Origin of the sequence: Acetobacterium wieringae, assembly GCF_001766835.1 — a bacterium.
Lineage (GTDB): Bacteria > Bacillota > Clostridia > Eubacteriales > Eubacteriaceae > Acetobacterium > Acetobacterium wieringae.
Map to the genome: position 1 here is coordinate 214,144 of NZ_LKEU01000010.1, position 12,878 is coordinate 227,021.

General features: G+C 43.9%; 12 protein-coding genes. 1 reads left to right on the forward strand and 11 read right to left on the reverse strand.

Going from position 1 to position 12,878, the window contains the following annotated elements; all coding sequences use genetic code 11:
- Positions 1-314: 314 nt before the first annotated feature.
- The 10 genes from ACWI_RS01490 to ACWI_RS01535 form a co-directional block, all read right to left on the reverse strand.
- The gene (locus ACWI_RS01490) at positions 315-1,022 is read right to left on the reverse strand and encodes a tRNA threonylcarbamoyladenosine dehydratase (RefSeq protein ID WP_070369657.1); all 708 of its coding nucleotides are present in this window, start codon (positions 1,020-1,022) and stop codon (positions 315-317) included.
- A gap of 2 nt (positions 1,023-1,024) precedes the next feature.
- On the reverse strand, positions 1,025-2,701 hold the full coding sequence (gene argS, locus ACWI_RS01495; RefSeq protein WP_070369658.1) for an arginine--tRNA ligase: 1,677 nt from the start codon (positions 2,699-2,701) through the stop codon (positions 1,025-1,027).
- Between the two features lie 126 nt (positions 2,702-2,827).
- Positions 2,828-3,259 carry a YwiB family protein gene (locus ACWI_RS01500; protein ID WP_070369659.1) on the reverse strand — a complete coding sequence of 144 codons (432 nt, stop codon included), beginning with the start codon at positions 3,257-3,259 and terminating at the stop codon, positions 2,828-2,830.
- Between the two features lie 120 nt (positions 3,260-3,379).
- The gene (locus ACWI_RS01505) at positions 3,380-4,432 is read right to left on the reverse strand and encodes a D-alanine--D-alanine ligase family protein (protein ID WP_070369660.1); all 1,053 of its coding nucleotides are present in this window, start codon (positions 4,430-4,432) and stop codon (positions 3,380-3,382) included.
- A gap of 96 nt (positions 4,433-4,528) precedes the next feature.
- On the reverse strand, positions 4,529-5,020 hold the full coding sequence (locus ACWI_RS01510) for a 2-thiouracil desulfurase family protein (protein WP_070369661.1): 492 nt from the start codon (positions 5,018-5,020) through the stop codon (positions 4,529-4,531).
- Between the two features lie 8 nt (positions 5,021-5,028).
- Positions 5,029-5,433 carry a DapH/DapD/GlmU-related protein gene (locus ACWI_RS01515; RefSeq protein WP_070369662.1) on the reverse strand — a complete coding sequence of 135 codons (405 nt, stop codon included), beginning with the start codon at positions 5,431-5,433 and terminating at the stop codon, positions 5,029-5,031.
- 10 nt (positions 5,434-5,443) lie between these two features.
- Positions 5,444-6,844: an RsmF rRNA methyltransferase first C-terminal domain-containing protein gene (locus ACWI_RS01520; RefSeq protein WP_070369663.1), complete on the reverse strand. Its 1,401-nt coding sequence runs from the start codon at positions 6,842-6,844 to the stop codon at positions 5,444-5,446.
- 184 nt (positions 6,845-7,028) lie between these two features.
- The gene (locus ACWI_RS01525) at positions 7,029-8,141 is read right to left on the reverse strand and encodes a PIN/TRAM domain-containing protein (protein WP_070369664.1); all 1,113 of its coding nucleotides are present in this window, start codon (positions 8,139-8,141) and stop codon (positions 7,029-7,031) included.
- 89 nt (positions 8,142-8,230) lie between these two features.
- Positions 8,231-8,716, reverse strand: a complete 486-nt coding sequence (locus tag ACWI_RS01530; RefSeq protein WP_070369665.1) for a CarD family transcriptional regulator — start codon at positions 8,714-8,716, stop codon at positions 8,231-8,233.
- A 99-nt stretch (positions 8,717-8,815) separates the two neighbouring features.
- A complete protein-coding gene (locus ACWI_RS01535) occupies positions 8,816-10,957 on the reverse strand; it encodes a Tex family protein (RefSeq protein ID WP_175440870.1) in 2,142 nt (713 codons plus the stop codon).
- Positions 10,958-11,161: 204 nt separating this feature from the next.
- Here ACWI_RS01535 and ACWI_RS01540 point away from each other — a divergent pair, with 204 nt between their 5' ends.
- Positions 11,162-12,049: a DegV family protein gene (locus ACWI_RS01540; protein ID WP_070369667.1), complete on the forward strand. Its 888-nt coding sequence runs from the start codon at positions 11,162-11,164 to the stop codon at positions 12,047-12,049.
- A gap of 82 nt (positions 12,050-12,131) precedes the next feature.
- On the opposite strand, the gene ACWI_RS01545 is transcribed toward ACWI_RS01540, so the two are convergent.
- Positions 12,132-12,812, reverse strand: coding sequence for a TIGR00266 family protein (locus ACWI_RS01545; protein WP_070369668.1), 681 nt, complete (start codon positions 12,810-12,812; stop codon positions 12,132-12,134).
- Positions 12,813-12,878 lie beyond the last annotated feature (66 nt).

Consider the following 12,878-nt stretch of genomic DNA (forward strand, 5'->3'; position numbering starts at 1 on the left):
ATTTTCAGCCATTTGTACAGATTTTTTTCGTTTCCACAAATTTACATCTGGCGATCCCGAAATGCACCCAGAATCCATCTGAATAACACTTTTATTTTTGCAAATGATAAAATAATATCTTTTTTCGAAAACTTTTGTCTCAATTCAGAGGTTAAATTGTTTTTCCGGCTGTATGCTTCGAGGCCGATCCTGTGAATTTCTCTGAACTTGAATTTTCATTAAAAATTATAACATAAAGCAAACAAAAAAACGCCACCAAATAAATAACTTAAATGGCTTTTAAGCTATTTGATCTGGTGACTATTGTCAAAATATTAATCCTCATGTCCGCTGTTAGTTTTTAACAGATCCCGGACCACTTCTCCGGCAATCAAAAGACCGGCTACCGATGGGACAAAGGCAATGCTGCCGGGCGGGGTTTCTCGGATAATCGGTTCTTCAGTGGAATAAAGCACTTTTAGTGATTTTACCCCCCGTTCCCGCAGTTCTTTTCGCATCACTTTGGCCAGCGGACAAACCGAAGTTTCATAGATGTCAGTAATATTAAAGCGGCTAGCATCGAGCTTATTTCCCGTTCCCATACAACTGATAATCGGCACCTTGTTTTGCTGACTTTTAATGACCAGATCGATTTTTGCCGTCACCATATCCACCGCATCGATGATATAATCATAGTCCTGAAGATGAAATTCCTGATAATTCTCAGGGGTATAGCATTTATGCATCGGATGAACAATCGAAAGCGGATTAATGGCAATCAGTCTTCTGGCCATGACATCCACTTTTTTCTTACCGATGGTTTTAACATTGGCCATAATCTGACGATTCAGATTACTGGGATCGATGATGTCTTTATCCACAATTGTTAAAAAACCAACCCCACTGCGAATTAAAGCTTCGGCCACAAAAGAACCAACACCACCAACCCCGAACAGGATGATTCTTGAATTTTTTAGAATCTCCAAACCGGGTTTTCCAATCAGTTTTTCGGTTCGGTCAAAGATTCCTGATTCTGTTTTCATTTTTACATTCTTTCCGGAGCCGATACTCCCAAAATACCCAGAGCATTTTGAATAACCTGCTTTGTTGCCTCAATCAGCGCAACTCGGGCCTTCATTAAAGCCTTGTCGTCAACCCGAACGTGGCAGGCATTATAAAAACTGTGGAAGGCTGCGGCCAGATCAATGGCATAGCGGGTAATTCGGCTGGGATCCAATTTATCTTCAGCAGTCAAAATTTCATCCGGGAAATTAGCAAGGATTTCCATCAGATTCAATTCTTCTTTTTCAACCAGGCGGCTGTAATCCAGGGGAATCGTCTGATCCAGTTCTTCGGTCATCTGGCGAATAATGCTACAGATTCGGGCATGGGCATACTGCACATAAAACACCGGATTGTCATTGGACTGCTCAATGGCCAAATCCAGATCAAAGTCAAAGTGACTGTCCGGCGAGCGCAGATTGAAGAAAAAGCGGGTGGCATCAACGCCCACTTCATCGATGAGATCGGTCAGTGCAATGGCTTTTCCCTGGCGTTTGGACATTCTTGCCACTTCACCGTTTCGAAGCAAGCGTACCAGTTGCATGATGACCACCTCAAAATTACTGGCATCAATTCCAACTGCCGTTAAAGCGCCTTTAAGGCGAGCTACATGACCGTGGTGATCAGCCCCCCAGACGTTGATACAGCGATCAAATCCACGGTTGATAAACTTATCCATGTGATAGGCGATATCAGCCATAAAATAGGTGGGTAATCCATTGGCCCGGATTAATACATCATCCTTATCGGAACCGAATTCAGTTGCTTTAAACCATAAGGCGCCTTCCTGTTCGTAGGTAAAGCCCCCCTTTCCGAGCAGCTCAATGGTCTTCTCAATGGCACCGCTGTCATAAAGGCTCTGTTCCGAAAACCAGACATCATAGCGGATTCCATAGGCTTCGAGATCGCTTCTCATCTGGCTGAGGTTTTTGTTCAGCGCATAATCAATCAAAATTGGTTTGCGTTCTTCCGGTGTCAGTAAGCGGTGGACATCACCATTGGCTGCAATAAATGCTTTCATATGGTCGGTAATGTCTTCTCCCTGATATCCATCTTCCGGAAAGGGAATATCCTCGCCCATCAATTGTCGGTAGCGAGCATCGAGAGAATCACCGAATTTGACAATCTGGTTTCCGGCGTCATTAATATAAAATTCCCGGGTGACGGCGTAGCCGGTCCAATCAGCCACTGCCGCTAAGATATCGCCAATGGCTCCACCCCGGGCATTGCCCATGTGCATCGGTCCGGTCGGATTGGCCGAAATAAACTCCAGGTTAAATTTCTTTCCGGCATTTTTCTGACTCCGGCCGTAATCGGCTTTCAAATCTGCCACTTCGGCTAAAACCGCATACTGCCAATAGGGTTTGAGTTTAAAATTAATAAAGCCCGGTCCGGCTATTTCGATGGATTCAATGTAGGAGTCGGCAATTTGCATATTTGCCACCAGGGTTTCGGCAATAAAACGGGGCGCTTTTTTCGTCTGTTTGGGCAGCTGCATGGCGATATTGGTCGAATACTCACCATGTTCTTTTTCTCTGGGAATCTCCAGAAAAAGATCTGGCATGGTTTCAATGGTCAATGCCCCCGATTCAACCGTTTGATTCAGCGCATCGCCAATGATTGTTTTAATCTGTTTGGTGATCTTTTCACGTATGTACATCCTTTGTTTCCTCTCACTTTTCTTTTTATTATCAGTAACTCGTGACTTTTTAATTCTGCTGGTCAGGTGAAATTTAAAGGAGAAGCGCAACTGGCGCTTCTCCTGTGATTGGCATTGCTGCCATTTTTATTGGGTGATTTTGATGTTTAGAATATTCTGAGAATTGGTCACCCCTTCAATTTCGATGTCATAATCGATGGACACCTTGGTGGGCTCTTTATCCTCATTATAATTGACAAATACATCCTTGGTTAAAATCCCCATGGTCACATCCCCGTAAGGGGTGGAATACCAGGTCAGGTTTCGCTTTCCCCGCTCAAATTCCATAATGGAATTGGTGGTTCCCAGACGAATGACTGATACTTTTTGCGCATCAACACAAACGGTGGTGATTGTTCCTTCCATCCCGGAAACTTCCGATTCTTGATATGTTACACAGGACCTGTTGGCTTCTTTATATAAATCTCCTTCGGTCAGGAACTCCAGGGTATCCTTTTCTTCTTCGTTTTTGACGGTTCCCGAAATGGATAACCACACTTTTTTTCTTTCTTCAGTCATTGGTCTCCTCCTAGAGGTATAATTTCTCCCACTATTAAACCATTGTTGGGTTTTTTTATCAAGAAAAATTATCCTTTTAAGTTTTTATTAGGATTACGCATCATAAAGAAATCGGACAACCTAGTTGGTTGTGGTGCGTTTCCGCTTGGCTGACGCAATAATCAGATCTACAAGTTCTATATACCCAATTCCGGTGGCTTCCCACATTTTTGGATACATACTGATGTTGGTAAATCCCGGCAGGGTGTTTACTTCATTGATTAAAATGCGTTCATCATCCGTGACAAAAAAATCGACCCGGGTCAAGCCGGAACCTTCAATGGCTTCAAAGGCTTTAATGGCATAGGCTCTGACTTTTTCGGTAACTTCCTGAGATAGCTCAGCCGGAATGACCACCTTGGAATCTTCGGTCGCTGAGTATTTGGCTTCATAATCATAAAACTCTTTTGAAGGAATGACTTCTCCGGGAATCGAGGCACGAATGACGTCTCCGACTTCCAACACAGCACATTCGATTTCTCTGCCTTTGACAAAGTCTTCCAGAATCAATTTATTGTCATAGATAAATGCTTCATTAATGGCAGCAACCAGCTCGTTTCGGTCATGCGCTTTGCTGATGCCCACGCTGGAGCCCATATTGGCCGGTTTAACAAAAATCGGATAACCCAGATCCGCTTCGATCTCGACAATTTTGCTGTCTGCATCTCGTTTCCACTCATTTTCCCGAAAATAGATATATTTGCCGGTGGGGATTCCCACGCTTTGGAACATAATCTTGGAGAAGACCTTATCCATTCCCACCGCTGAGCTTAACACCCCACACCCCACATAGGGTTTGTTGAGCATTTCAAAAACACCCTGGATGGTCCCATCTTCTCCCATTGGTCCGTGAAGAACAGGAAAAAAAACATCAATTTTAGCGATTTCCGGATGCGAGAAAATTGAAAAATCAGCAATCAGGTTGTCTTGATCCTGCTCCCAGGAACCATCCTTGATTTTTTCGGCATCACCGGAGTATAAATACCATTTCCCCTGCTTTGAGATCCCGATGGTAACAATGTTATACTTACTCCGATCAATAACCCCTAAAACATTGTAAGCAGAGACTCTGGAAACCTCATGCTCGCCCGACTGGCCTCCAAAAACCACGCCGATATTGAGTTTGTTTTTCATATCTTTTCCTCACTTTTCTTTCGAGATCTCGTTATTATGATTGTATCAATGATAACAACTATCAGTCCGCTTTGCGACCCCTTCACAAAGACCCGGCTATTTCAGACACTCCAGAAAATCTTCTTCAGTAATAACCCGAATGCCATTTTCTTTTAATAGGGCGACAGTGATACCATCCCCACTAACCAGATTCTCACTGAACGTGCCATCATAAATTTTTCCACAGCCACAAGAAGGGCTCTTGCTTTTCATAATGGCAATTTTAGCGCCTGATGTTCGGGCTGTGTCTAAAGTCCGTTGCGCTCCCAGAAGATATTCTTCAGTCACATCTATTTTTTTATTATTATACACTTTCCGCTCCCCATTGACCACGACTATTTCCGCCGGATCCCGGGGGATCGGCATGGTTGCCAACACCTCCGGACAAACTGGAATGGCCTGTCCCTGTAAAAAGAGTTGACGCAATTCATCCACCGGATGGGCTTTGCCCTCATAATTAATCTTCATTCCCAGCAAACAGCTGGATACTAAAATCTTCTTTTTCTTTTCCAACGCTTCTTTTAAACAAGTAAAGTCTTTCTGATTCATTTTTCCCCTCATTCTTCGTTTTTGTGATCCAAACTGTCCTCCCGGTAAATCCAGGCGCCCCGCTTAAATACCATTTTATAAATCATATCTTTTAAGATAATTTCACCAATTTTTATAATCGAACCGGAACCAATCGTTACCTTGTTGGTAACTCTAGCGCCCATTCCTATTTTGGTATGATGACCAATGGTCACATCTTTTCCAATAATCACTCCGGGCTCTAAAACACAGTTATCTTCAACCCTGGTGTTTGCTTCAATGATCACACCGGTACCAATCTGACAATTTTCTCCAATGGAAACCCCGGCGCCAACAATTGCCCCGGCACCAATGGTGGTTTCATTTCCGATCGTAACCGCTTCGGCAATCACCGCACTGGGGTGAACATTTCTTTCGTTCACCTGGTGTTTCATCTGCTTTCTCCTATTTTTTTCTGATTCTCAACCCCTTGGGGTAGTGGTTCTTGATCAACCCTTCGCTGGCTTTACCAAACCCCAGCGGGTAGCCATTGTAGCCAATCAGAATCCACCCTTTGGAAGCCGCGAGGTTTAATGCCTCACCTTTTAAATACTGATAAGCCAACTCTTCATCAGATAGATTGCAGCTATTTTTGGCCTGAGACAAGCCAAGCGCCATGGCCAGCGCATAGCTGGGCTCAAAGCGATTTTTCTTAAAGGTGCCTAGGTGAAGCCCGGGACGCAAAAGTTTTAAATTGGCAATTCGCTCAAGTAAAATCCCTGTCGGGATGGCATAAAGGTGTTCCCCCAAAAGATAAAGACGATCTGCAATTTTTTGATAAAATTCCGGATCGAGATTGTTTTTGGCAAAATCACAATAGTCCTGCAACTCCATACGCGTCGCCTTTTTCAACCGGGATTTGGCATATCCCTGTTTGACTTCAAGGTTTTCCGCCTGGCCTGGCAATTTTTTTAGTTTGGCAATAAAATGCCCCTCACCTTTAACTGTCATGGGCATAATCCGCAGCGTTTTTGCAATGGCCTCCTGCTGCTTTCGAGTCCAGGCAACCCGGCCATGATCAGTAATCCCGGGTAACTCAACCGTTTCCACTTCATACGGATATTTTTCGATAAACGCTTCGATCATTTGTTCATTTTCTTCCGGTGAAAAGGTACAGGTTGAATAAACCAGAACCCCGCCAGGTTTTAGCAGACGATGGGCACTTTCCAGTATCTTTTCTTGCTTTCCCCGACAACGGTCAACCCGTTCCAGACTCCAGTCAGCCAGAGCACCAGGATCTTTACGGAACATCCCCTCGCCAGAGCAGGGGGCATCGACTAATATCTTATCAAAGCTCTCATAAAAAGAGTCCACCAGCCGTTCCGGAAATTCATTGGTCACAAGGGCATTGGTGATCCCCATCCGTTCGATATTGGTAGAAAGAACGCCAGCCCGAGAATTAACCAGCTCATTGGCAACCAGCACCCCCACCCCTTGAAGTCGGGCTCCGATTTGGGTGGATTTCCCTCCCGGTGCCGCACAAAGATCCAGCACCCAATCCCCCGGCTGAGGGTCAAGCACTTCGACCGCCGCCATGGCTGTCGGTTCCTGAACGTAATAAAGCCCGGCGTAATAATAGGGATTTTTGCCCGGCCGCACCGTATGATCAATATAGAATCCATCTTTACACCAGTTCACACCCTGGGTCTTAAATGGTAATTTATCGGCCAGTTCACCAGGCGTAAGCTTCAGGGTATTGGCGCGAATCCCCTTGCTCTCTGGCTGGTCATAGGAATCCAGCAGACTCTGATAGGATGCACCCATCAGATTTTTCATTTTTTCCTTAAACGCTTCAGGTAATTGCATTGTGATCCCCATTTTTACTACTTTATTTCAGACAATTCCTTTTCTGGCACCGCCCTGATTATTAACAATACTTATTTCATTATACGTAAAGCCCTGATCAATTACAATAAATTTGTCAAAAAACACACAAATAAAAACACCAGCCCAAACGCTGGTGTTTACTTTAAATTATAATTGCATGACATTATTTTTTGGGTTTTGCAAAAATCATTCGACCGGCTGCTGTTTGCAGAATACTGGTAACAATAACTGCCGTGGAGGAGCCAATATATTTTTTGCCATTTTCAACAACGATCATGGTTCCATCATCCAGATAAGCTACCGCCTGACCGTTTTCTTTTCCCCCTTTAACCAGAAGAACCTTCATCTCTTCCCCGGGCAAAACAATCGGTTTGACAGCATTGGCCAGTTCATTAATATTGAGCACGTCCACCCCTTGAACCGTGGCAACCTTGTTCAAATTATAGTCGTTGGTCAAAATCTTGCCTTTGGTTGATTTACCCAGTTTAACCAGTTTTGAATCGACCTCATGGGTGTCTTCAAAATCCTCTTCAGTAATTTGCACTTCGATTTCCAGATCCGTCTGAATTTTATTTAAAATATCCAAACCCCGACGGCCCCGATTTCGTTTGAGTTCATCGGCCGAATCCGAAATCAGTTGGAGTTCATTGAGCACAAATACCGGAATTACCAGAGGTCCCTCAATAAAACCGGTTTTACAGATATCAAAGATCCGTCCATCAATGATCACGCTGGTATCCAACAGTTTGGGAATCGCTGCGCCTTTCTTTTTAGCCGGGCGCTTTTGGCCCAACGTTACATTGGCGTCCTTTTCCCGCTTGGCACTCTGAAATGCCTGGAGAATATCTTCCCGTTTTTTGATCGGTAAGGAAAATCCAATATAACCCAGCACAATATAAATGCTGATGGTTAAGAGTCCGCCAATCCAGGGAATGGGAATCTGCGAAAAAGCAAAACTAATCAGCATGGCAATTACTAAACCGATCACCAAACCACCTATGCCCAGGCCAATGTCAATGAGACGGACATTTTCCATGCTGGCCTCAACAATTTTCGTCAACTTTTTTACGCCTTTTAGCATTAGTGGAAATAGAATGAAAAATATAAGTCCGAATAGAACGATGAAAGCCGCATAAAAAATAATTTCCAATTCAGGGGTAAGATTAATTTGCATGGTTTTCAAGATCCACGAATTGGTTATCAATACGTTGGCCAGGGCTATCCCAACCAGAATTCCAATAATTCCAAATGACACGCGAAGTATCTTTTGTATCACTATCTTCACCTCCTTTCTAAAACATTACCATAAATTATAGCACCTAATTCTTAAGATTAAACTATTAAATACAACAAAAGGCGCGAAATTCACGCCTCACTTTGTACCGAACTATTGATCAAATCCAGGATTTCTTCTTTATCCTTATCTTGAATCAAGACCATTTCGCTGACGATGAAATTCCGGGCATTATTGAGCATTTTCTTTTCCCCGGTTGAAAGGCCTTTTAATCGATCCAGTAAGATAAGATTCTTAACGACCTTGGCGACTTCAAAAATATCACCGGTTTTTAAACGTTCGAGATGTTCCCGATATCGTCGGTTCCAGTTTTTTTCCATCACATCCATTGGTAATTTTAGCGACTCGATCATTTCATCAATTACTGACTGGTTTACGATGGTTCTTACCCCAATATCATCGACTTTATCAACCGGAATTAAAATCTGCAAACCTTCGGACACGATCTGCATGATGTAGTAAGGTTTCGTTTCTTCAAATATTTCTCGTTCTTCGATTGCTTCAATGATACCCGCTCCGTGCATTGGATAAACAATTTTATCCCCAATCTTGTACATTTTAACCACTCCTATCATCGATTCTGGAGTTATTATAACACAAAAAAAAGGGAGAAGCCTTTTATTTTATAAAAAACTTATCCCGCTGTCAATATTTTTTTAAATAATCATGGTTAAACTGATCCGTTTTCGTTTCAGATCCACCGCCAGCACCTTTACAGTTACCACATCCCCCAGAGAAACTGCTTCGGACGGGTGTTTAATATAACGATCAGTGATTTGAGAGATATGCACCAGACCATCCTGATGAACACCAATATCGACAAAAGCGCCAAAATCGATGACATTTCTGACTGTACCCGTCAGTTCCATATCCACTTCCAGATCACTCATCGATAAAACATCAGACCGCAAATGGGGCTTGGGTGCATTCTCCCGGGGATCCCGTCCCGGTTTTTTAAGTTCCTTGACAATGTCATATAGGGTTGGAATCCCGATTTCGAGCTGGGCCGCCATTTCCGAATAATTCATGTCATTAAACAAATCCTGTTGTTCCCGGGTACCGAGCTTTTCTTTTTTAATCCCTTTTAATTTCAAGAGTTTTTCGACACTTTTATAAGCCTCCGGGTGAACTCCAGTATTATCGAGGATGTTATCACCGTCATCAATCCGCAAAAATCCGGCGCATTGCTCATAGGCTTTGGCGCCCAGCCCTTTGATCTTCATCAATTCTTTTCTATTCTTGATCGGTCCAACGCTGTTGCGATAATCCAAAATATTATTGGCAATGGTTTTGTTGACCCCGGCTACGTACTTGAGCAGCGCTACCGAAGCCCGGTTGACGTTAACCCCGACATTATTAACAGCATCTTCAACCGTTGCTTCCAATACCCGCTCCAGCTCTTTCTGATTGACGTCGTGCTGATACTGCCCCACCCCGATGTGTTTCGGGTCAATTTTAACCAGCTCCGACAACGGATCCTGAAGTCGTCCACCAATCGAGATGGCCCCCCGGATAGAGACATTGATATCCGGGTACTCTTCGGTGCCAAGTTCCGAAGCCGAATAAACTGAAGCCCCAGCTTCATTGACCACAATGTATTGGACTGGCACTGCGGTTTTTTTGATGGTTTCAGCCACAAACTGCTCTGACTCCCGGGAAGCAGTACCGTTGCCGATGGCAATAATATCGACCTGATGGCGTTCAATCAGCTCGATCAACTCTTTTTCCGCTTTTTCGGCCTGCCCTTTGCCAAAGGTGGGATAGATGGTGGTATAGTCCAGCACCTTTCCGACCGCATCAAGAATGGCAATCTTGCAACCGGTTCGGAAGGCCGGGTCAAAGCCCATTGTGACTTTTTCTTTAAAGGGTGGCTGGAGCAGCAGCTTTTTAAGGTTTAGCGCAAACATCTTGATGGCCCCTTCTTCCGCCCGCTCTTTTAGTGCCGTCCGGATTTCCCGCTCAATGGCCGGCGCAATCAGCCGGGTATAACTGTCATCAATGGCATTTAACAGATAGCTTGAGGGCTGGGCTTTAAGCAATTCCTTCTTCAGGTAAGCAAGAATTTCCTCGCCAGGTGCCAGCAGTTTAACCGACAGGGCTTTTTTCTTTTCGCCCCGGTTAATTGCCAAAATGCGGTGATCCTTAATGGTTTTTATGGCTTCCGTATGATCAAAATACATTTCCAGCTCCGGGTTTTCCGCTTCTTTTCCCTTAACCACGGTGGATTTGATCTGGCCCTTGTCAAAGGTACACTTCCTTATCACGCCCCGGTAAGCAGCTGTATCCGAAATTACTTCGGCGATAATATCCATGGCCAGTTGCAGCGCTTCGTCGGCGGTGTCAATTTCTTTTTCGACATCAATATAACTAAGAGCGGCTTTGGCCAACTCGCTTTCAATCAGTTTTTGCTCAAGTATTTGCAGCGCCAATGGCTCCAGTCCTTTTTCCCGGGCCACCGATGCCCTAGTTTTCTTTTTCTGTTTATAAGGCAGGTAGAGGTCTTCCACTTCCTGAAGGGTTTGGCTTTTTAAAATGGCGCTTTTAAGTTCCAGGGTCAGCTTGCCCTGTTCCAAAATGCTACCGGTAACCTCTTCTTTTCGTTTTTCCAATTTTCTTAAATATGTTAACCGCACATCCAGATCCCGCAATAGTGCATCACTTAAATTTCCGGTGACCTCTTTTCGATAACGGGCGATAAAGGGAATGGTATTCCCCCCATCGATTAAATTGATGGTATCTTCCACCTGCTGGGGGCGTATTGAAAATTCTTTTGCCAGTTGGTTAATAATATGTTCCACAAAATACTCCATTTCTAAATTTCTTAATTCCAGGTTTTTATTAGTTGGTGTGAATATCAAAGAATAGTTTAACATTTTTTTGGTATAATCACAAATCTTCCATAAAATAACCGAATGACTGTTTAAACTGCCTATCGGCGCATTGTAATGAAAACAGGTTCATGATAAAATATTCTGTACTAAACGAAAAGGAGCATCACCTTTATGGCTATAAAATTTATTGTGGATTCCATGTGTGATACCAACAGCGACATTCTGAATCGCTATGATTTTGATATATTACCCTTTCCCGTAACCCTGGATGATAAAACGTATTTCGATGGCATAAACATTACCCCGGAAATGGTCGTGGATTTTGTCAACAATAATAGTAAACTCTTTCCAAAAACCGCTCAAATTCAACCGCTGGATATTACCAACACAATTGAAAAACACCTTAAGAACGGTGATGATGTCATCTATCTGGTACTCTCCTCAAAGCTTTCTGGCACCTACCAGACCGCCCGGCTGCTGGCTAAAGATTTACAGGAAAAATATCCAGAGCGCAAAGTCGCCATTGTCGATTCTCTTTCGGCCACCACTGGTTCGGCATTGATTCTTTATCAGGGCTTGAAGCTGAACAAACTCAACCGCCCCTATGACGAAATTGTTGAAACGATGACCTTTCTGGCCCACCACGCTCAGATCTTTTTTATGGTCGGCGATATCAAATGGCTGGCTCAGGGCGGTCGAATCAGCCGAAATGCAGCGATGCTTGGCGATATGCTTAAAATCGTCCCAATCCTATACTTTAAAGACGGCGAGATTCTGGTCTATGAAAAAATCCGCGGCCAGAAAAAAGCCTTAAAGACCCTGTTTGCCATTGTTGAAGAAAAAATGACAAATAAGAATCAGATCCTCGGGATGATCCAGAGTACGGCGACCGATCTCCAGGATAAGGCCCGTAAATATTTTGAAAAAGAATTGGGGATTAAAAACTTTTTGCTGCCTGAAAAAGCCGGTTCCACCCTGACCGTTCATATTGGCACCAATTGTCTGGGGATTATGTTTTTTGATGAATTGCCGGATAATTATGTCAATGTGACTCCATAAAACATTGCACCAAATAAGCGCCATGCCGGATACAACCGTATCGGCATGGCGCTTATTTGGTTTTAAAAAATTTATTGACCGCCTAACCTCTTGGCGGTAAGCTTGACGCCACCATCTGAACCAGTCGGCTCAGCGGCATGGTTTGCAGCCAGACTTTTCCCGGCCCTTTTAACGTTGCCAGAAACAATCCTTCGCCGCTTAAAAAGACATTTTTCATCCCTTTGACCGCCTGAATGTCAAAGCTCACTGATTCTTCAAACATACCAATATGTCCCTGATCAATTTTCATCACTTCTCCTGGTGCCAGATCATATTCAACCACTGCGCCATCCATTTCGATAAAGGCCGTTCCCGGTCCTGAAAGTTTTTGCAGAATAAAACCTTCACCACCAAAAAGGCCCACCCCAAGATTCTTTTTAAAATACATATCCACATCGAGAGTTGATTCGCCGGCCAGAAAACTGTGTTTCTGACAGATGATCGACTGTCCCGGCTGAAGCGACAGCGCTTTGATCTCGCCCGGGTAACTGGATGTGAAAGAAATTTTACTGTTCCCCTGCTCAGCGGTATAAGTGGTCATAAACAAAGAGTCTCCGGCCAATGTCCGTCTGAGACCTTTCATCAGGCCCCCCTTGGTATTGGTATCCATCCGAATATGCTCTGACATCCAGGACATTCCCCCAGATTCCGTAAACATCGATTCCCCATGATCCAGCGTAACCGTAACGACCGGGAGATTGCCTCCCTTAATTTCATAATTCATTTTTTCCTCCTCGTTTTGTGACTATAAAAAAATCGCCAATTAGTGGATATTTACCCCAAAATTGAC